This is a genomic window from Chromobacterium vaccinii (assembly GCF_000971335.1).
Classification (GTDB): domain Bacteria; phylum Pseudomonadota; class Gammaproteobacteria; order Burkholderiales; family Chromobacteriaceae; genus Chromobacterium; species Chromobacterium vaccinii.
Window position 1 is genome coordinate 58,793 of sequence record NZ_JZJL01000004.1, and the last position, 19,867, is coordinate 78,659.

Sequence of the window (19,867 nt, forward strand, 5' to 3'; positions counted from 1 at the left end):
GAACGATATGAGCATTTACCGTCACAAGCAGGGCGCCCGTCTGGCCGAAGCCGTGGTCACCAATGGCCTGATCTTCCTGGCGGGCCAGGTGCCGGAAAACACCGACGCCGACGCGCGCGGCCAGACCGAGAATGTGCTCGCTCAGATCGATGCCCTGCTGGCAGAGCTGGATTCGGACAAGAGCAAGATCGTCGACGTCACCATTTTCCTGGCGAACCTGGCCGACTACGACGCGATGAACGCCGCCTGGGACGCCTGGGTGCCGGCCGGCAACGTGCCCGCCCGCGCCACGGTGGAAGCCAAGCTGGCGAATCCGGCGTGGAAAGTGGAAATCAAGCTGGTGGCCGCGCGCTGATCAACTGTGCAACACTGCTGGGGGATTGATGGCGGCGACGCCGGTCCCGTCGGGATTCGAAAGCCCGGAGCCTGCATCGCAGGTTCCGGGCTTTTTCATTTCGTCAGCGCACCTGTTGATCCCGGGCGGATGACAATCGTCTTCCATTTTCTCTTTGCCGCAACGGCGCGCCCAGCCGGGATTCGGTTGGGTTGGATAACATTCCTAAGTAATTTCAATTAGTTATTTTCCAATTGAAACGTCATTTTGTCTTCGCTAGAACGGATGTAGGCGCTTCATTCAAGCCGGCAGGCAGGGATGGGCGCCTTTTTCATATCCGGCTGTTTGATTTTCCGGCCGGGAAGGCTTCCAGGGAGATAGGCACAATGTTCATCCTCAAACCGATTGCCGTCGCATCGATTTCGCTTACCGCGTTGCTGGCCAGCGGAACCAGCCAGGCGCAAAACGCGCTTCCCGTCGATGTGGCGCCGACCTGTACGGTGGCCCCGGGCATATTCCAGAGCTGGTTCCTGCTCGACCGGGTGACGCCCAATGGCGCGGTCACGCCGGCCAACAGCGTCAAGTTCAACCACGACACCGTCAATCCTCCGGCCAGCAACAAGACCATCAATTGCAATTTCTACCAGTGGTCGCAGCGGATATTCCTGTGGCTGACGTCCTCGCCGATGCGCATGTACGGCGGCAACGGCACGGTGATGGATTCGGTGGCGTTCTACAGCGTGCTGGACAGCGACGACGGCAAGGCGCGCTGCCTGGTCAATCGTGAACTGGGCGTGAACACCTGCGGCGGCAAGCCGGCCTCGGTGTTCAACATCCGGGTGAACAAGCCGCGCTTCGACAAGACCGATACCGTCGACAAGGACAGCGCGGTCAACCAGGCCGACGGCAGCGGACCGAAGCAGGCGGATGGCGCGGCCTTGATGGCGCAGGGCGGCAAGATGGTCTACTACACCATCCTGGTCAACGATGTGTATGCCTTCTTCGCATCTGCCAGCGGCACCAAGAACCCCAGACTGCGTTTTCCCACCACCCAGGCCGAGCTCGACAAGGTGCTGGCCTGGGCCAAGCAACACCATCATCAGGTGCCGGACGCCGACGCGCTGGCGCTGGAGTTGAAGGCTTCCTGGGTGGACGCCGGCGGTCTGGACACCAACCGCTACATCACCACCGTGGGCGAGATTCCGGTGTTCGATACCAGCGATCCGCAGAAATGGGTGCAAACCGGCAGCCGCCAGGCGTTGCTGGCGCTGGTGGGCTTGCATGTGGTCGGCAGCGCGGCCGGGCATCCGGAAATGATCTGGGCCACCTATGAGCACGACAACAACTCGCCCAACGGCGCTTATTCCTATGTCAACGCCAAGGGCGCCACTGTGGCGGTGCCGCAGGAAGTGCCGCGCGGCATGCTGTTTTCGGCCAATGGCGCGACCGGGCCGTTCAACGTCCAGCACATGTACGTCGATCCGGATGCCAGCCCGCTGACGATCAAGGCCAGCACCGGACAAACCATCTCGCCCAGCGACACTCTGCGGACCTTCCCCTGGGGCGTGTCCGCGGCCTTGCCGATACAGCCGGCGCAAAGCGCGGCGCAGGCCAACAGCGAGGTGATTTCGATCAACAACAGCGTGCGCAGCCTGCTGAAGCAGGGCGACATCCGGCGCAACTATTTGTTGATCGGTGCCACCTGGACCAATGGCGGCAACGATCCGTACAACCCTTTCCAGCCGGTAGGCGGCAACAACCAGCCCAATCATGTCGGCGGCAACGCGCTGGCCAATTCGACGATGGAAACCTACGTCACCCTGGGCAACAAGCTGTACAACTGCTTTTCCTGCCACAACGTCGGCAAGGCCACCAACACCAACGTCAAGGCCACGGTGGGCGTCAGCCACATCTATGAGAGCATCAAGCCGTTCACCGATCCCAAGCTGAATCAGCTGTGGGAGCGCGCTTTGACCAAGTGAGCGCGTAGCCGCGGCGCGGTCCGGACGGGCCGCGCCGTTTTTATTCCGGCTTCAGGCAGGACGCCATCCGCGCGGCTCATTGCGGCGGCGGGGGCGGCTTGCCGTTCGGCGGCGGGGGAGGCGGATGGTCGGGCACCGCCGCCATCCGGGCCGGCATCATCTTGCACTTGCCGGTCATTTTCTCGCCGCGGGGCGTGGTGAACGATACGGCGTCGCCGGCTTGCTTGCCGTTGCAGGCCTGGAACGCCTCGTCGGGCGGCACGGGCTGGCGGTCCTGAGCGGGGGCGGCCTGGATCTATGCCGCGGCCAGCAAGGCCGATAGGAGCGGCGGAATGGCGATGCGCATGGAGCGTCTCCCGGGAGGATGTTTCACGATAGGCGGACTTTTGCATGAAGAACAAGACGACTCCTGATCTTCCGAACAGTTTTTGTCTGATTTTTTACTTTAAAAACATCATGCAAGTAAATGTAATTCATTGATTTTTTATTGAAAATTCAATGAATTGGACCTTGTTGGCAAATTTGAACCGCAGATTTTCGACCGCTAAGACTATTGGTATGCGTTTGGTATTGACGGCGCAGCGAACCGAAACCGCATTTCCAGCAAGGAGAGTCCAGCCATGCAGTCGAAATCCGCAATCATTCTGGCGGCCGCGCTCGGCCTGGCCGCCATCGCCGCCGGCTCCGTGTTTGCGCAGCCGCTTCCCGCATCAGGCGTAGTCCAGGAGCAGGGCATCGCCGACGCCGCCCGCCAGGGCCTGGCCGGCTTCGTCAAGCAGAACCTGGCCGAATACGGCGTCCGCCTGCCGGACGGCTTTCCGCTTTCGGTGGCGGATGGGCGGGAACTGGCCTCGCTGCGGCTCGGCCGGGGATTCCCGGTGTACAGCGTGAATCCGCAGCGCCTGCTCGCCGCCGATGCCGACCTGAGCGGCTTGATGGCGCCCACCGGCAGCTGGCGCTTCGTGGCGCTGTCCGGTTCGCGGCCGGTGGGTCTGGTTACCGTGGAGAAGTTGGAGGGCCGCTGGCAAGCGATTGCCTTCGGCGCCGCCGAGCTGGCCAAAAATGTCGAGGCCGCGCAAGCCGGCCATGCCGGCCAGACCCGCTTTCTGCGGGTCTACCAGGCGCAGTCCGATTTTCTGGAAGTGGCGCAGGCGGACGGCAAGCCGCGCTTCGCCGCGCTGATGTCCGCCCGAGAGGCGCTGTCGCTGGAAAAGCAGCCGGCGCTGCTGGACGGCGCGGACCTGATCGAGCCGCTGCGCGCCGCGGTGCGCGCCAATCTGGCCAGCTTCCGTTGAGGAGAGAGTGAACATGAACAAGCGCTTGAACACGACGATTCTGGCGGCGGTCTTGCTGGCGGCGGCGGCCGCCGCTCAGGCGGACAGCAAGGTGCTGGGCGTGCCCCTGACGGTGCAGGAGCACAGCCAGTGGTGCTGGGCCGGATCGAGCAAGGCGGTGCTGGCGTGGTACAAGCAGACGCCCAGCCAGTGCGCGATCGTCAACTGGGCCTTCGGCATCAATTACGCCTGCGGCAACAGCAACTTCAACTGGAACAGCCAGGCCAACAGCCCCAACAATATGTTCGGCGGCGGCGGCAGCCTGCAGGACATATTGAGCAATTGGGGGGTGTCCAACTTTACCGTCTACGACTATCTGTCATGGACCCATGTGCTGCAGGACATCCAGGCCAACCGCCCATTCGTGATCCGTTACGGCTGGACCAATGGCGGCGGCCACTTCATCGTCGGCCGCGGCTATCAGACCGGCAGCGGCAATTACCTGTACATGATGAACCCGTGGCCGGGCGAGGGGATGACCTACGCCTCGTACAACAGCGTGGTGTCGGCCAGCGACCACGATTGGACTCACACGCTGAGGATGAGCGTCAGCCCCTGAGCGGGAGGGCGGATGCGAGAACGGCGGGCCGAGCCCGCCGTTTGCCGTTCAGAAGCCGCCGGCGTAGCGCAGCGATGCGGCCGGGGGACGGCCGGCCAGGAAGTCGTCCACCGCGTCGCCGAGCAGCGCCGCCAGGCCGTCCCGCTGCGCGTCCACCGGGATCACGTCCAGGCTGCGGGTCCAGGTCAGTTGGCGTTTGGCCAGCTGGCGGGTGGCGGCGACGCCGCGCTCGACGAATTCGTCCAGGCCGTACAGGCCGTCCTGATGCTCCCAGGCCTGGCGGTAGCCGACGCAGCGCATCGAGGGCAGATTCAGCGTCAGCTCCGGATATTCCGCGCGCAGCCGGCTGACCTCGTCCAGAAAGCCTTGCTCCAGCATGATGCGGAAGCGTTCGGCGACGCGCGCGTGCAGCCAGCCGCGCTCGCGCGGCACCAGCGCCAGCGGCAGAAAGCGGAAGCCGGCGGCGGCTTCCTTGCCCTGGGCGATCAGCTCCGACATCGGCCTGCCGCTGAGCAGGCACACTTCCAGCGCGCGGTGGATGCGTTGCGAGTCGTTGGGATTGAGCCGCGCCGCTGTGGCCGGGTCCAGCTCGGCCAGGCGGGCGTGCATCGCCGGCCAGCCCAGCAGCGCGGCGTCGGCGTCCAGTTCGGCGCGCAGCGCGGCGTCGGCTTGCGGCAGGTCGGACAGGCCTTCCAGCAGCGCCTTGTAATAGAGCATGGTGCCGCCCACCAGCAACGGCAGCCGGCCGCGGGACTGAATTTCCGCGATCAGCCGGTTGGCGTCGGCGTGGAACTGCGCGGCGGAATAGCTTTGCAGCGGGCTGATGATGTCTATCAGATGATGGGGACAGGCGGCCATTTCCGCGGCGGAGGGCTTGGCGGTGCCGATGTCCATGCCGCGGTAGACCAGCGCCGAATCGACGCTGACGATCTCGACGGGAAAACGACAGGCCAGCTCCAGCGCCAGCCCGGTCTTGCCGGAGGCGGTGGGGCCCATCAGCAGTATCGCTTGCGGGGTGTCGCTCATGGTATTGCTCGTTGCGGTCAGGGGGCGATTGTCGCATAGCCGGCGGGGACATGCGCGAAAGGCTTGACCTTGCCGCTCAGCTGTTTACGATGTGAGTATCGACCCTGGGAGGCGTCAATGAAAATCGAAGCAGCCAGCGAGCAGCATCTGTCCGTCTATCGCCGTTATTTTCAGGCTTGTCGCGATGAGGACTTCGAATACTATCGCGGCCTTCCCTGCGACGCCGATGGCTGGCTGCACAAGGTGGTGCAGCACGCCGACGGCGAGGCGCTGCCGGATGGCTGGGTGCCTTGCCAGACCTGGTTTCTGCTGAGCGACGACGGCGAAATCGCCGGGGCGGCGAGGCTGCGGGAGGGCGAGACCGCGGTGATCCAGGACGTGATCGGCCACATCGGTTTCGAAGTCCTGCCGCAGTGGCGGGGCAACGGCTATGGCCGGGTGCTGCTGCAGTACGTGCAGGCGATGGCGCCGCCGCCGGCCTGCGGCAACTGGGTGCTGGTGTGCGACGCCGACAATCAGGCGTCGGTGCGCACGATAGAGGCCTGCGGCGGCCAGCGGCTGGAAGACATGCCGCAGCCGGACGGCCGGGTGCTGAGGCGTTACAGCTTGGCGTCGTTGGGACTGATGCAATAGTTTCGCGCGCGGCGGAAGTCGTGTAGAATCCCGGGCTTCCCGCGCTTAAACCCCAGAACTCCCCGGCACCCCGGTTTAATGTCCACCATTACCGATTTAAAGTATTTGAAGATTGTGCTGGAGACGGCTTTGCTGACAGCGCAGGAACCCTTGTCGGTTTCCCAGTTGAAACGGCTGTTCACCGAGGACGTCAAGGCCGCGTTGATCAACGACATCCTGGAAGATATCCAGGGCGACTGGCGCGGCAGGGGCATAGAGCTGGTCAAGCTGGCTTCCGGCTGGCGCTTCCGCGCCCGGGCCGAATTCACGCCGTATTTGAACCGGCTCAACCCGGAAAAGCCGCCGCGCTACTCGCGGGCGGTGATGGAAACCCTGGCGATCATCGCCTACAAACAACCTGTGACCCGCGGCGACATCGAAGCGATACGTGGAGTATCGGTGTCCACCAATGTGATGCAGACCCTGCTGGAGCGGGGCTGGATCGAAGTCATCGGCCATAAGGACGTACCGGGCCGCCCCGGCCTGTACGCCACCACACGCAAATTTCTGGATGATCTGAGCTTCGTCTCGCTGAACGACCTGCCGCCGCTGGCGGAGTTGGGCAGCTTGGTGGTGCCGGACAGCCAAACGCAGGACGACGGCCCCGACGCGGGCGCAGACGATCTCCCCCTCGACGATGAGGCGGACAATTTAGAGCCAGTCGCGGAATAACGCTTCCGCCAGTTGCTCGCATGGAAAGAGCAAGCACATGTCTACAAAAGGACAACGTAACCACGCGCGCCAACCGGTCGCGCGTGCCAAAGGTCATGAAACCTCGCAGCCGCGCCAGAATGCCGGCCGCAGCCAGAGCCAGTCGCGCCAAGGCCAGGGCAAGAACACCGCCGCCGGCGCCCAGCCGCGCTTCCCGCAGCAGCAAGCGCAACAAGGCCAGCAGGGCCGCCGCGGCGGCCAACCGCGCCAGGCGCGCGACGCTTACGGCAACCCCATCGCGCCGACGCAGAACGGCGCTCCGCTGTTCAAGCTGAGCCGCCGCGAGCAGGAGCAGCAGGCGCTGGCTGCGGCCAACCGCAAGCCGCAGTATCAACGCGACAGCAATGGCGACGTCAACGGCAATGTGGCGCTGGACCACGAGCAGCGTTTCGGCAACAAGAACGCCGCGCGCCCGGCCGGCAACGGCAATGCCGCCAGGGGCCGCAAGCCCGCGGCCGCCCAGGCCCAGGCCCAGGCCCAGGCCGGCCAGGCTCCGGCGGCGGAAGCCAAGCCGCGCGGGGACGCCAAGCCCAAGCTGCAAGTGCAGAAGGCCAAGAAGCTGCGTCTGCGCAGCCCCAGCCAGGACATCAAGAACAAGGCGCAGAAGCTGAAGGAAGTGCGCGTCGATCTGAACGAGATCGAGCCGGTGCGCTTGCAGAAGGCCCTGTCCTCGTCCGGCGTCGGCTCCCGCCGCGAGATGGAAGAGTGGATCGAGGCCGGCCTGGTCACCGTAAACGGCAAGAAGGCCAGTCTGGGCGACAAGGTGGGTCCGCAGGACAAGGTGCTGGTCAAGGGCGACCAGATCAAGCTGAAGTGGCCGGACCGCCTGCCGCGCGTGATCATGTACCACAAGGAAGAGGGCGAGATCGTCACCCGCGACGATCCGGAAGGCCGCGTCACCGTATTCGACCGCCTGCCGCAAGCCAAGTCCAGCCGCTGGGTGGCCATCGGCCGCCTGGACGTCAACACCGCCGGCCTGCTGCTGATCACCACCAGCGGCGAGCTGGCCAACCGCATGATGCACCCCAGCTTCGAAGTGGAGCGCGAGTACTCGGTGCGCGTGCTGGGCGACCTGACGCCGGAAATCATGAAGGAAATGACCAAGGGCGTGGAGCTGGAAGACGGCGAAGCCCGTTTCGACCGCATCTTCCAGACCGGCGGCCAGGAAGAGTCCGCCAACCAGTGGTTCAACGTGGTGATCAAGGAAGGCCGCAACCGCGAAGTGCGCCGCATGTTCGAGCATTTCGGCCTGACCGTCAGCCGCCTGATGCGCGTGCGTTTCGGCAATATCGGTTTGCCTCCCCGCCTGAAGCGCGGCCAGTTCTATGAGCTGAACGCCGCCGAGGTCGCCGCGGTGATGAAATGGTCCAACCTGACTGTCACCGGCGGCAAGAAGACCGGCGGCCAGCGCCGCGGTTCGCCTCGCAAGCCCAAGGCCGCGCGCAGCGAGTAAGCCGGGTTTCCGCGAGAGCGGAATCCGCGTCGAAGATATGGGCGACCGCCGAGAGGCGGTTGCCCGTTTTGTTTTTCGGGAGGTCTGTTGGAAGAATTCGGTCAATGCCAAGCCGGCCTGCCCTTGCCGGCGCCGGAGCGAAAACAGCGCGCGTCCATCGTCATCATCGAGGATGGCAGGCTGCTGTTGATGCACAGGGTCAAGCCGGGCAAGGACTATTACTCGCTGCCCGGCGGCAATATCAAGCGAAGCGAGACGGCGGCGATCGCTTGCGTGCGCGAGACGCGCGAGGAAACCGGCTTGAACGTCTGGCTGGTGCCCGGCCCGCTGTGCGTGCTGGAGAGCGAGAGCCGGACCGAGCACGTGTTCGTCGCCCGCGAGCATCGCGGCATGCTGAGGCTGGGCGGCCCGGAGCTGGCCAAGCTGTCGCCGGACAATCTCTACGAACTGGTCTGGCTGGACGCCGAGGCCTTGGGGCGGATCAAGCTGCGGCCCAAGTCGCTGCGTCCGCATTGCCTGGCCCTGCTGGAGGCGGCGGGACAGGCTGGGGCATAATGGCGCAACCCGCATCAGGATGAACGACATGAGCAAGGCGTTTACCAAAGAAGACGAGCAGCAGGACGACGACCTGCCAGCCGAGCGCCGCCTGCCGGCCTCGACCAAGAACTACATCACCCCGGCCGGCTGGCAGCGGCTGAAGGACGAGCTGTACCACCTGGTGAACCGCGAGCGTCCGGAGATGGTGCAGGTGGTGAACTGGGCGGCCAGCAACGGCGACCGCTCGGAAAACGGCGATTACTTGTACGGCAAGCGCCGTCTGCGCGAGATAGACCGCCGCATCCGCTTCCTGACCAAGCGGCTGGAGATCGCCGAGGTGGTGGACCCGGAAGCGCGCGAAGCCACCGATCAGGTGTTCTTCTCCGCCACCGTGCTGATCCAGCGCGGCGACGGCAACGAGCAGCGCCTGTCCATCGTCGGGGTCGATGAGATCGACCTGGCGCGCGGCCGCATCAGCTGGATCTCGCCGATCGCGCGGGCGCTGCTGAAGTCGCGCGAGGGCGACAGCGTGCTGTTCCGCGGTCCGGACGGCGACGAGGATATCGAAGTGCTGGAGGTCTGCTACGTCCGCCTGGACTGAGGCGGAACGCGGATGGAAAAACAGCGGCCCGGAATATTCCGGGCCGTTTCTGTTTGGGCGGCGGGCGGGATCAGGGCTGCATGTGCTCGGACAGCTTGCCGTTGATCATGAACCAGTCGCGGGTGGCCTTGTCGCCGCAATCGTCGAAGGCGTTCTGCAGCACCCGCTGCTGCTCGCGGTGGAGGGCTTCCTCCAGCCTGAGGCCTTCCTCGCTCAGCGTCAGCTGTTTGACGCGCTTGTCGTGCGGAGCCGGCTGGCTGAGAACCAGCTCCATTTCCATCAGTTGGCGCAGCGGGATGTTGATCGCCTGCTTGGTGACGCCGAGGAAGGACAGCAGATCCTTGACCGACAGCTTGGGATAGCGCGCCACGAAGAACAGGATGCGGTGGTGGACGCGGGCCAGGCCGCGCCGCGCCAGCATTTCGTCCGGTTTGGCGGTCAACGCCTTGTACGCGTAGTAGAAAATCTCGATCGCTGCCCGGGTGTCCAGACCGGTTTCCGCCTCCTTGTTTGCAACAGACTGGCTCATGTCGTGTCCTGTTCAGGTTGATGGGCGCCGGCGGCTGCCGGCATGGATGAATGGCTTCAGCGCTGGCGAATCACCACGTTGACGCTCGAAAGCGGGTGGGAGCTGATTTCGCCTACCGCGACGGATACCCAGGTGTCGTCCTTGTGCGCGACCAGGTAGCGGTCGGTCTTGTGGTAGACGATGAAGGACGAATTCTGGGCGGTCTGCCAGAGGCTGGGGTCGTTGGAGCAGGGCTTGTCGCAGACGAAATCCAAGGCGTAGCCGTTCTGGCGCAGTTGGCTCTGGTAGGCGGCCCACACCTGCATCGTGCTCTGGGTGTCCGGGTGTTCGTACAGATCCTTGTAGACCTGGCCGCGCAGCAGCTCCGACTTGACGACGCGGATCGAGCCGTCGTTGTTCAGGTTGGGGCGGCTCAGGAATACGGTTTGCTCGTCCAGCTCCTTGTAGCTGTGGCGGTATTCATCCAGCTTGGCGGGCAGCGGCGAGGCGACCGGCGACGGCTGGCTCAGCCGCAGCCTGGGCGTGGTGGATTGGTCGCCGGTCTGGTTGGAGCCGATGGCGCCGCCGACGCTTTTGACCGTGTCGACGGCCTGGTTGACCGAATTGAGCACCGAGCCCAGATCGAAGGCCTGGGCCTGGCTGCAGGACAATGCGGAAAAGGCGAGGCAGGCTGCGGCGAAGCGGCGCATGCGCGTCTCCATCGGATAGGTTGGTCACGGATGCGTCAGTATCCCGGCAGCGACTGAATAGATCAATGACATTTTCATTTCCACGCCGTAAGGAGGGGGATGAGTGTTGCGGCGCGGCTGCGGGACTGGGCTTGTTAGCGCTAATCCTGGCGTCGCGCCCTCCGGCGAGGCTGATTCAATGCGGGATGCTGGACTGGCGCGACGTCCCAGGCGCCAGTCCGCTAGCTTGCCAGCCCTCTTTTTTTCAGCATGGCCTGCGCCGATGGTTCGCGTCCGCAGAAAGCCTGGAAGGCCTGCCGCGAGTCGCGGGCGTTGCCGGCGCTGTAGATGTGGCGGCGCAGCGCGTCGGCTAGCCCGGCGTCGAACAGGTCGCCGCTTTCCTCGAAGCGGGCGAAGGCTTCGGCTTCCAGCACTTCCGCCCACAGGTAGACGTAGTAGCCGGCGGCGTAGCCGCCGTTGAACAGGTGATTGAAGTGGGGCAGCGAATGGGCGAGCCCGGCTTCTGCCGGCAGGCCGTAATGCTGGCATAGCTCGGTTTCGAAGGCGGCCGGGTCGTCGACGCCGTCGGCTTCCTGATGCAACGCCAGGTCCAGCAGGGCCGATATCGTGTAGCGAACGGTGGCGTAGCCCTGCTGGAAGTTTTGCGCGGCGAGGATGCGGGCGCGCAGTTCCGGCGGCATCGGCTGGCCGGTTTCGGCGTGGTGCGCGTGCTTGTCCAGGATATCCGGCGCCAACGCCCAGTTTTCCATCAGCTGCGACGGCAGCTCGACGAAGTCGCGCAGCACCTGGGTGCCGGACAGGCGCTGGTAGTCGACGTCCGACAGCAGGCCGTGCAGCGCGTGGCCGAATTCGTGGAACAGCGTGCGCACGTCGTCGAGGCTCAGCAGCGTCGGCTCGCCCCTGGAAAAATTGGTGTTGTTGACCACGATGGGCAGCGAGATGCCGCCGTGGCGGCCCTGTGCGCGGTAGACGCTCATCCAGGCGCCGCCCTTCTTGCCGGGGCGGGCGAAGTTGTCGCTGAGGAACACGCCGATCAGCGAGCCATCGCGAAGCACTTCCCAGCCGCGCACGTCCGGGTGGTAGCGCGGCAGATCGCCGCGTTCGGCGAAGCTCAGGCCGAACAGGCGGCCGGCGGCGTCGAACATCGCGGCGATCATGTTCTCCAGGCTGAAGTAGGGTTTGATTTCGGCGTCGTCCAGCGCGTAGCGCTCCAGCCGGACTTTCTCCGCCAGATAGCGCCAGTCCCAGGGCGCGATGTCTTCGGGCAGACCTTCGCGCCTGGCTGTTTCCTGCAACAGCGCCTTTTCCCGCGCGAACTGGCCGAGCGCGGCTTCCCAGGTCGGTTCCAGCAGGCGGTACACAGCCTGGGGCGTGCCGGCCATGCGGTCGCTCAGCGCGTAATCGGCATAGTTGGCGTAGCCGAGCAGGCGGGCCTGCCGCTGGCGCAACTGCAAGATGCCGCTGATCAGCGGACGGTTGTCCCGCGCGGGTGTCGCGCCGCGCGAAGTCCAGGCGCGCCACAGCGTCTCGCGCAGGTCGGCGCGGCTGGAGTGGGTGAGGAAGGCGACGGCGCTGGAGCGCGCCAGCGTGATCGCATGGCCGTCCAGGCCGCGCTCGCGCGCGGCGAGGGCCGATGCGTCGCGCAGCCAGCCGGGCAGGCCGGCGAGATCGGCCTCGTTTTGCAACTGGAGCGCGTATTCCGTTTCGTCGGCCAGCACGTTCTGGCCGAAGGCGGTGGACAGCGACGCCAGCTCGGCGACGCAATCGGCGAATTCGCGCCGCGCTTCGCCTTGCAGCCGGGCACCGGCCAGCGTGAAGTCCAGATGCCAGCGCTGCAGCAGGCGGCGCTGTTCCTCGCTCAACTCCCAGCCTGGAGCCGCGCGCATCGCTTCGTCCAGCCTGGCGAACAGGCGGTCGTCGAGAAAAACGGCGCTGTAGTGGGCGGCCAGCCTGGGCATCAATTCGCGTTCTGCGGCGCGCAATGCCGGCGTGGTGTGGGAGTTGCACAGATTGTGCAGCGCCAGCGTCACGCGTTTCAGCGGCAGCGCCGCGGCGTCGAGTGCCTCCGCGGTGTTGGCGAAGCTGACGGGGCCGGTCTGCGCGGCGATGGCGGCGATGGCCTGCCGGTGTTCCGCCATCAATTGCTCCAATGCCGGCGCGAAATGCTCGGCGCGGATCAGATCGAACGGCGGCAGTTGGTGCGGGGTGAGCCAGTCCTGCAGCAGCGGGTTGTTCATGATGGTTCCTCTATTGTTTTTGTCGGCGGGCGGGCTCACGGTCCCTGGGAGGTTTTGGGTTCAGATGCCGGTTTGCAGTCGGCGCGGCGGGGAGGTTCGGTTGAGGCCGCCGGGCGATCCTGTCGGCCTGGGGCTTACAGTAGGCCGCGGTTTTTCAGCATCGCTTCCGCTTGCGGATCGCGGCCGCGGAAGGCGCGGAAGGCCGCGCGTTGCTCGCGGGCGTCGCCGGCGCTGTAGATATGGCGGTACAGCTTGTCCGCCAGTTCCGGGTTGAACGGATCGCCGGCTTCCTCGAACGCGGCGAAGGCTTCGGCTTCCAGCACTTCCGCCCACATGTAGACGTAGTAGCCGGCGGCGTAGGCGTCGTCGGAGAAGATGTGGCCGAAGTGCGGCGGGCGGTGGTTCATGCCGGCCGCCGGAGAGATGCCGAGGCGCTCGCGCTCGGCGGTTTCGAAGGCGGCGATGTCGATGCCCTCGGCGTCGTCCCGCTCATGCAGCGCCAGGTCGATCAGCGTCGACGCCGCGTAGCGCACCGTCTCGAAGCCCTGGTTGAAGTGGCGTGCCGCCTTGATCTTGGCGACCAGTTCGGCCGGGATGGCCGCGCCGGTTTCAGCGTGGCGGGCGTGCTTTTCCAGCACTTCCGGCACCAGCGCCCAGTTCTCCATCAATTGCGACGGCAGCTCGACGTAGTCCCATGGGCAGTTGGGGCTGGCCAGCAACCGGTATTCCACATTGGACAGCAGGCCGTGCAAGCCGTGGCCGAACTCGTGGAACAGCGTGCGCACGTCGTCGAAGCTCAGCAGGGTCTGGCCGTGGCCGGCCTTGGCGAAGTTGTTGTTGTTGACGACGATGGGCAGCGCCTCGCCGCCGTTGCGGGCCTGATAGCGGTAGACATGCATCCAGGCGCCGCCGCGCTTGCTCTGGCGCGCGTAGTTGTCGCCGAGGAACAGGCCGATCACCTTGCCGCCGCGGCTGACGTCCCAGGCGCGCACGTCCGGGTGGTAGAGCTTGAGGTCATGGCGTTCGCTGAAACCCAGGCCGAACAGGCGGCCGGCGACGTCGAACATCGCGGCGATCATATTGTCCAGGCCGAAGTAGGGTTTGATCTCGGCGTCGTCCAGCGCGTAGCGGGCGATGCGCACCTTCTCCGCCAGGTGGAACCAGTCCCAGGGCTGGATGTCGGCCGGTTCGCCAAGCTTGGCGGCCTCTTCGCGCAGCATCGTCTTTTCCGCTTCGAAGCGGGCCTTGGCCGGCTCCCATACCTGGTTCATCAGTGCGTGGACCGCGGCCGGCGTTCCGGCCATGCGGTTGGCGATCGCGTAGTCGGCGAAGCTGGGGTAGCCCAGCAGCTTGGCCTGCTCGACGCGCAGCGCCAGGATCTGCTTGGCCAGCGGGCGGTTGTCGCGCTCCGGGTGCTCGCCGCGGCCGGTCCAGGCGCGCCAGGCGGCTTCGCGCAGGTCGCGGCGGGCGGAGAAGGTGAGGAAGGGGACGATGGACGAGCGCGACAGCGTGATCGCCCAGCCCGGCAAGCCGCGGGCCTCGGCCGCGGCGCGGGCGGCGTCCAACAGGAAGGGCGGCAGGCCGGCGAGGTCAGCCTCGCCCAATTGCAGCGCGTACTCGCTTTCGTCGGCCAGCACGTTCTGGCTGAAGGCGGTGGTCAGCTCGGCCAGGCAGGACACGATTTCAGCGTAACGGCCGCGGTCATCGCCCTGCAGTTTGGCGCCGGCGCGGACGAAGTCGCGGTGGATCAGGTCCAGCAGGCGGCCTTGCTCCTCGCTGAGGCCCAGGCTGTCGCGCTGAGCGTGGACCTGGTCCAGCCGGGCGAAGAAGCCCTCATGCATGTAGATGCGGCTGCGGTGGTCGGCCAGCTTCGGCGCCATGCGGCGCTCCACTTCCTGCAGCTCAGGCGAGGTTTCCGACGAAGTCTGGTTGTCCAGCAGCAGCTGGGCGCGTTCCAGCTTATGGCCGCTGCGGTCGAAGGCTGCGGCGGTGTTGTCGAAACTGGCCGGCGCCGTCAGCGCGGCCAGCGCGTCGATCTGGGACAGGTGCTCGGCGAACAGCGCCTCGAAGGCCGGTTCGAAGTGCTCGGGACGAATTTGCTCGAACGGGGGCAACTGGTGAGGGGTGGTCCAGTCTTGCAGCAGGGGATTGGCGTTCATGGCGCTCTTCTCGTTTGGGTTGGCGTTGAGCTCATGACTTTAGCATTGTTTCTGGTCGGAACAAACCAGTCCATGCCGGCGGGATGTCACAGGTTCTGCGCGATCCGCCACAACACGCCGGATGGATCGGTCAGCGTGAAGTCCAGCATGCGCCACGGCTGCTGCTTCAGGTCTCCCATTGCGATCCGGTATTTCTCGGCGACGCCTCGGCGCTTCAATTCCGCATGCCAGGCTGCGGCGTCTTCGACCAGCAGATGCATCATGCAATTGGCGGCGAATTCCGGATGGTAGTAGTCCTGCAGCAGGAAGCTGCAATCGCCGTGGGCGAAGTAGGCGATGCCGTCGCCGACGAATTTCCTCTCGAAGCCGATGTCCTGGTAGAAGGCCTGGGACAGAGCGAAATCGCGGCTGGGGATGAAGGTTTTCAGTTCGACGCTATTCAGATTCGGCACGACGACTCTCCTCCAGGATGTGAAAAACCCGCCTCGGCGGTGCCGGGCGGGTCATCGGACTACGGCAATGGCGGCCTCAAGCCAGCTTGGGCTCGCCTTCCAGCATCACCACATCGGGCAGGCCGGAGCGGAACACCGCCTGCCGCAGCGTCTCTATCGCCTTCTTGCGGAAGAACTGCTTGCGGGTCACCAGCAGCACGCGGCGCTGCGGGGCGGGCGCGTCGAAGGGGACGATGGACAGCAGCGATTCGTCGCCGGCGCCGACCGAAGTGGCCGGCATCACGGTGACGCCCATGCCGCTGGCCACCATGTGGCGTATGGTGTTCAGCGAGCTGCCTTGCAGCGCGCTGGCCAGGTTGTTGCCGTGGTTCTGCCGGCTGGACAGTTCGCTGCAGGTTTGCAGAACCTGGTCGCGGAAGCAGTTGCCCTGGGTCAGCAGCAACACGCTTTCCTCAGCCAGCTGACAGGGGTCGATGACCTGCTGCTTTTCCCAGGGATGGCCTTTGGGCGTGGCGACGACGAAGGGTTCGTCGTACAGCGGCCAGGCTTCGATGCCGGTTTCCTCGAAGGGATCGGCGACGATGATGGCGTCGACCTCGCCGCGCTTGAGCATTTCCGCCAGCCGGGAGGTGTAGTTCTCCTCCAGGATCAGCGGCATGTCGGGCGCCAGGATGCGCAGCGCCGGAATCAGCTTGGGCAGCAAATAGGGGCTGATTGTGAAGATCACCCCCAGCTTCAGCGGCCCGGCCAGCTCGTTCTGGTGCTCGCCGGCCAGGCGCTTGACCGCCTCGGCCTCTTCCAGCACGCGCTGGGACTGCTCGATGATGCGTTCGCCTATTTCGGTGACGGCCACTTCCTGGCCGCCGCGTTCAAACAGGGTGATGCCCAGCTCGTCTTCCAGCTTCTTGATGGCGATCGACAGCGTCGGCTGGCTGACGAAGCAGCTCTGGGCCGCGCGGCCGAAGTGGCGCTCGCGCGCCACCGCCACGATATAGCGCAGTTCGGTCAGCGTCATGGCTTAGCGTTGGTGTTCCGGCAGCACGATGTTGACCTCCAGGACTTCGTAGTCGTCCTGGCGCTCGACCTGCACCTTGATGTCTTCCAGGTTGACGGACACGTACTTGGAGATCACTTCCATCAGCTCGCGCTGCAGTGCGGGCAGGTAGTCGGGCGCGTGGCGGCCGTTGCGCTCGTGCGCGAGGATGATCTGCAGGCGTTCGCGGGCGATGGCGGCGGATTTCTGGCGCTTGCCGAAAATCATATCGATCAATGACATGGCTTAACCTCCGAACAGGCGCTTGAGGATGCTTACCTTGGGGGCTTCCAGGAAGCGCATCGGGCGTTCTTCGCCCAGGAAGCGCGAGATCACGTCGCCGTAGGCGTCAGCCACGTCGCTGCCTTTCAGGTGGATGGCGGGGGTGCCGGAGTTGGACGCCTGCAGCACGCTTTGCGACTCGGGAATGACGCCGATCAGCGGCACGCGCAGGATCTCCTTAACGTCGTCGACCGACAGCATTTCGCCCTTGTCGACGCGGCCCGGCGAGTAACGGGTGATCAGCAGGTGCTCCTTGACCGGCTCGCGGCCTTCCTCGGCGCGTTTGGATTTGGACGACAAAATGCCCAGGATGCGGTCGGAGTCGCGCACCGACGACACTTCAGGGTTGGTGACGATCAGCGCCTCGTCGGCGAAATAGAGCGACATCAGCGCGCCCTTCTCGATGCCGGCCGGGGAGTCGCAGACGATGTAGTCGAAGCCGGCTTCTTCCAGCTCCTTCAGCACTTTTTCCACGCCCTCCAGCGTCAGCGCGTCCTTGTCTCGGGTTTGCGAGGCGGGAAGGATGTAGAGGTTGTCGCAGTGCTTGTCCTTGATCAGGGTCTGGTTCAGGCTGGACTCGCCGTTGACCACGTTGATCAGGTCGTACACCACGCGGCGTTCGCAACCCATGATCAGATCCAGGTTGCGCAGGCCGACGTCGAAGTCGATCACGGCAGTCTTGTGGCCGCGCAGTGCCAGGCCGGAGGCGAAGCTCGCGCTGGTGGTGGTTTTGCCTACTCCACCCTTGCCGGATGTCACAACGATGATTTTTGCCACGGGGCTTTCCTTTGAAAGTGTTACTCGCCGAGCGCGGTCATCACCAGCCGCTCGTTCTCAAGATAGATTTGGGTCGGCTTGCCCAGAATGCTGTCCGGCAAGGCCTGTTCGATCGTGCGGTACACGCCGGCGATGGACACCAGTTCGGCCTCCATGCTGCGGGCGAAGATGCGGGCGGCGTGATTGCCGCGCGCGCCTGCCAGGGCGCGGCCGCGCAAAGGCGCATAAACGTGGATGTTGCCGTCCGCGATGACTTCGGCGCCGGCGCTGACCATCGCCAGCACCACCAAGTCTCCGCCCTTGGCGTAGATCTGCTGGCCGGCGCGGACAGGGCGGTCGACGATCATGGTCGCGGCGGCGGGCGACGCAACTGTTTCGACGGCCGGCTTGGCCGCCGGTTCCGCGGCGGCTTGCGCCGAGCGGGGTTGGGCGGCGCTGTTGGCGAAAGCGAGGCCGAAACGGCTGGCCATGGCGGCCAGCGCGTTGTCCGGATGGCGCAGCGCCACCGCGCGGATGCCGCGGCGGCTGAGCAGGGGCAGCAGGCGGCCCAAGTCCAGCTCGGCCGGATTGGGCAGCGCTTCCACGTCGAGGACGAAGGCCTCGGCGGGGGCGTCGCTGGTGTCGCCGAAACGCGCGTCCAGCGCCTGGCTCAGTTCGTCCAGGTTGTCGGTGCGCAGCAAGAGCGCCAGCAAGTCCAGGCTGGCGGATTTAATGTCGAAGGCGTTGGCCACGGGGCTCATTGGGCTAGCTTTAATTTTGGTAGATAGATTTCTTCTATGGCGCGAGTGTACTGGCTTGGGCGCGGCCTTTCAATGGCGGCGATCCGTTGGCGGGCCATGTCGTGGCGGAGGTCAGACATCGGCGGGCCGGCGCCTGGCCCGGGATGCGGTCATGGTTGTTGCGGCGCGAAAACTCGGCGATGGAATCTTGCCTCGGCGGACAGGTGTGGCGTTGTCATGATTATGGAATAATCGCATGATAAAACCGTGGCGAAATAGCCATTTAGTGCATTGTGCGTTGCGTCAAATTCTTGACTGGGCGAGTTGTCCGGCGTTAAAGTGGAATTGTTGCAATGCAGCATTCGCGGAACAGCGGTGTTGTCGCTGCCGTACCGAGTCGTTGTCTATCCGACATACTAGGAGCCGATCACATGTTTACCACTACCCAGGAACTCTCCGCCCTCGGCCAGTCGCAGTTCGACAAGGCCGTTCGTTTGTCTTCCATCGTCCTGGCCGGCGCCGAGCGTTTCGCCAGCCTGCAGCTGGACCTGTCCCGCAAGTTGCTGAACGACAATGCCGAGACCTTCAAGGCGCTGAGCGAAGTGAAGGACGCCAAGACGCTGGGCGAATTGCAGACCAGCCTGGCGCAGCCGGCGCTGGACCAGGCATTCTCGGCCGCCCGCAACGTCTACGACGCCGCGCTGACCACCCAGAACGAGCTGAGCAGCTTCGTCGAAGAGCAGATCGCCGAGAACAGCAAGGCGTTGCAATCCGGCCTGGACCGCCTGTCCAAGAACGCGCCGGCCGGCTCCGACGTCGCCGTAGCCGCGTTGAAGACGCTGCTGAACACCTCCACCGCCGCGTTTGAAAGCGTGTCCAAGACCGCGAAGAAAGTGGGCGCCGAAATCGCCGAAGCCGGTGTGGAGGCCGCCACCAACTCCGCGAAGGCCGCCAGCGCCGCCGTTTCCCGCAGCAAGAAGACCACCACTAGCGCCGCCTGATCCCGCGCTCTGGTCAAGTCACTCCCGCCGACGGCATGCCGCGGCGGGTTTTTCATTTCCGGGCGTCGTCCCGGCTTTGCAGATGGGCGGCCAGTTCGTTTTGCAGCGCGGCCCAGTCGCGGCTATCGGGCAGCGCCAGCATGATGGTTCTGGCCAGGTTGGCGGCGTAATGGACAGCGGTTTTGGGAAGAGGGGCGGAGTAGGGTGGGAGCAGGCCGATGCGTTCGGTCAGATAGGCTTCCGCCAATTGGCGCAGCTTGCCGGCAAGCATCCACTGCTTCTGCAGTATCGCTTCCCATTCCAGTGCGCGCGGCTGGCTGTCGGGTTCGGGCATCGCCGCGCGTCCGGCATGCATCAGGGCATCGAACGCGCGTTGGCAGAAGCGCGCGCTGTGGATGGGGCCGCTGTGCAGCCAGCAGCCGGGCTGGGGAGCCAGCGCGTCGAGCGCCAGACGGCCTGGCGCGCCGGGCGGAGGCGGGTCGCCCACCAGCAGGATGAAACCGAACTCGGCGCCTGGCGGCGCCCAGCCGCCGGCCAGCTCCACGAAGGAAAGGCCAGCGTCGCGGCAACGGGCGGCGCGCTCCGCCAGCGCCTGGTCGCCATCGCGGCCCAGATCCAGCCAGCAGTCGGCGAATTCCAGGCCCGCCCAGTCGGCGGGCAGCCGGCCGGGTTGGTCGCCTTCCGGCGCAGCCGCCAGTCCTTGCGCGGCGAGGCGGCGCAAGAACCAGGGAAGATGGGGGGCTTGTCCCCCGATGCGGTAGGAAACGACCATCATTCGGA

The 19,867-nt window shown here is 65.2% G+C and carries 22 protein-coding genes; 10 read left to right on the forward strand and 12 right to left on the reverse strand.

What is annotated here, in order from left to right:
- The first annotated feature begins 7 nt into the window (after positions 1–7).
- Both VL52_RS03045 and VL52_RS03050 read left to right on the forward strand, forming a co-directional pair.
- Entirely contained in the window at positions 8–355 is a 348-nt protein-coding gene (locus VL52_RS03045) for a RidA family protein (protein ID WP_021478614.1), read from the forward strand.
- Between the two features lie 365 nt (positions 356–720).
- Positions 721–2,316, forward strand: a complete 1,596-nt coding sequence (locus VL52_RS03050) for a hypothetical protein (RefSeq protein ID WP_046155659.1) — start codon at positions 721–723, stop codon at positions 2,314–2,316.
- Between the two features lie 76 nt (positions 2,317–2,392).
- Here VL52_RS03050 and VL52_RS03055 read toward each other — a convergent pair whose 3' ends face one another.
- Positions 2,393–2,578: a hypothetical protein gene (locus VL52_RS03055; protein WP_052729078.1), complete on the reverse strand. Its 186-nt coding sequence runs from the start codon at positions 2,576–2,578 to the stop codon at positions 2,393–2,395.
- A gap of 358 nt (positions 2,579–2,936) precedes the next feature.
- On the opposite strand from VL52_RS03055, the gene VL52_RS03060 reads away from it, so the two are divergent.
- Together VL52_RS03060 and VL52_RS03065 are read left to right on the forward strand one after the other, a co-directional pair.
- A complete protein-coding gene (locus tag VL52_RS03060; protein WP_046155660.1) occupies positions 2,937–3,611 on the forward strand; it encodes a hypothetical protein in 675 nt (224 codons plus the stop codon).
- A gap of 13 nt (positions 3,612–3,624) precedes the next feature.
- Positions 3,625–4,209, forward strand: a complete 585-nt coding sequence (locus VL52_RS03065) for a C39 family peptidase (RefSeq protein ID WP_046155661.1) — start codon at positions 3,625–3,627, stop codon at positions 4,207–4,209.
- A 48-nt stretch (positions 4,210–4,257) separates the two neighbouring features.
- On the opposite strand, the gene miaA is transcribed toward VL52_RS03065, so the two are convergent.
- The gene (miaA, locus tag VL52_RS03070) at positions 4,258–5,235 is read right to left on the reverse strand and encodes a tRNA (adenosine(37)-N6)-dimethylallyltransferase MiaA (RefSeq protein WP_046155662.1); all 978 of its coding nucleotides are present in this window, start codon (positions 5,233–5,235) and stop codon (positions 4,258–4,260) included.
- 117 nt (positions 5,236–5,352) lie between these two features.
- Between miaA and VL52_RS03075 the strand changes: the two genes are divergently transcribed.
- The 5 genes from VL52_RS03075 to greB all read left to right on the forward strand — a co-directional run bounded on the left by VL52_RS03075 (position 5,353) and on the right by greB (position 9,209).
- Positions 5,353–5,868 (forward strand): GNAT family N-acetyltransferase, encoded by a 516-nt coding sequence (locus tag VL52_RS03075; protein WP_021478620.1) that lies wholly within the window; start codon positions 5,353–5,355, stop codon positions 5,866–5,868.
- Between the two features lie 78 nt (positions 5,869–5,946).
- A complete protein-coding gene (gene scpB, locus VL52_RS03080) occupies positions 5,947–6,579 on the forward strand; it encodes an SMC-Scp complex subunit ScpB (RefSeq protein ID WP_021478621.1) in 633 nt (210 codons plus the stop codon).
- Between the two features lie 403 nt (positions 6,580–6,982).
- Entirely contained in the window at positions 6,983–8,071 is a 1,089-nt protein-coding gene (locus tag VL52_RS03085; RefSeq protein ID WP_438939061.1) for a pseudouridine synthase, read from the forward strand.
- Between the two features lie 87 nt (positions 8,072–8,158).
- Positions 8,159–8,626, forward strand: coding sequence for an NUDIX domain-containing protein (locus VL52_RS03090; protein WP_052717262.1), 468 nt, complete (start codon positions 8,159–8,161; stop codon positions 8,624–8,626).
- 28 nt (positions 8,627–8,654) lie between these two features.
- Positions 8,655–9,209, forward strand: coding sequence for a transcription elongation factor GreB (greB, locus tag VL52_RS03095; RefSeq protein ID WP_021478624.1), 555 nt, complete (start codon positions 8,655–8,657; stop codon positions 9,207–9,209).
- A gap of 70 nt (positions 9,210–9,279) precedes the next feature.
- On the opposite strand, the gene VL52_RS03100 is transcribed toward greB, so the two are convergent.
- The 9 genes from VL52_RS03100 to minC form a co-directional block, all read right to left on the reverse strand.
- Positions 9,280–9,738 carry a MarR family winged helix-turn-helix transcriptional regulator gene (locus tag VL52_RS03100; protein ID WP_021478625.1) on the reverse strand — a complete coding sequence of 153 codons (459 nt, stop codon included), beginning with the start codon at positions 9,736–9,738 and terminating at the stop codon, positions 9,280–9,282.
- Positions 9,739–9,794: 56 nt separating this feature from the next.
- Positions 9,795–10,427, reverse strand: coding sequence for a hypothetical protein (locus VL52_RS03105; RefSeq protein WP_046155664.1), 633 nt, complete (start codon positions 10,425–10,427; stop codon positions 9,795–9,797).
- A gap of 221 nt (positions 10,428–10,648) precedes the next feature.
- Complete coding sequence (locus tag VL52_RS03110; protein WP_046155665.1) at positions 10,649–12,664, reverse strand: M3 family metallopeptidase; 2,016 nt, start codon at positions 12,662–12,664, stop codon at positions 10,649–10,651.
- 134 nt (positions 12,665–12,798) lie between these two features.
- On the reverse strand, positions 12,799–14,823 hold the full coding sequence (locus VL52_RS03115; RefSeq protein WP_046155666.1) for a M3 family metallopeptidase: 2,025 nt from the start codon (positions 14,821–14,823) through the stop codon (positions 12,799–12,801).
- 86 nt (positions 14,824–14,909) lie between these two features.
- Entirely contained in the window at positions 14,910–15,275 is a 366-nt protein-coding gene (locus tag VL52_RS03120) for a VOC family protein (RefSeq protein WP_046155667.1), read from the reverse strand.
- Positions 15,276–15,351: 76 nt separating this feature from the next.
- Entirely contained in the window at positions 15,352–16,290 is a 939-nt protein-coding gene (locus VL52_RS03125) for a LysR substrate-binding domain-containing protein (protein WP_021478630.1), read from the reverse strand.
- 3 nt (positions 16,291–16,293) lie between these two features.
- Complete coding sequence (gene minE, locus VL52_RS03130; RefSeq protein ID WP_011136924.1) at positions 16,294–16,551, reverse strand: cell division topological specificity factor MinE; 258 nt, start codon at positions 16,549–16,551, stop codon at positions 16,294–16,296.
- 3 nt (positions 16,552–16,554) lie between these two features.
- Positions 16,555–17,367, reverse strand: a complete 813-nt coding sequence (gene minD / locus VL52_RS03135) for a septum site-determining protein MinD (RefSeq protein WP_021478631.1) — start codon at positions 17,365–17,367, stop codon at positions 16,555–16,557.
- Positions 17,368–17,387: 20 nt separating this feature from the next.
- A complete protein-coding gene (minC, locus tag VL52_RS03140) occupies positions 17,388–18,107 on the reverse strand; it encodes a septum site-determining protein MinC (protein WP_046155668.1) in 720 nt (239 codons plus the stop codon).
- A gap of 410 nt (positions 18,108–18,517) precedes the next feature.
- On the opposite strand from minC, the gene VL52_RS03145 reads away from it, so the two are divergent.
- Entirely contained in the window at positions 18,518–19,087 is a 570-nt protein-coding gene (locus tag VL52_RS03145) for a phasin family protein (RefSeq protein WP_021478633.1), read from the forward strand.
- A 52-nt stretch (positions 19,088–19,139) separates the two neighbouring features.
- Here VL52_RS03145 and VL52_RS03150 read toward each other — a convergent pair whose 3' ends face one another.
- On the reverse strand, positions 19,140–19,862 hold the full coding sequence (locus VL52_RS03150; protein WP_046155669.1) for a hypothetical protein: 723 nt from the start codon (positions 19,860–19,862) through the stop codon (positions 19,140–19,142).
- Positions 19,863–19,867 lie beyond the last annotated feature (5 nt).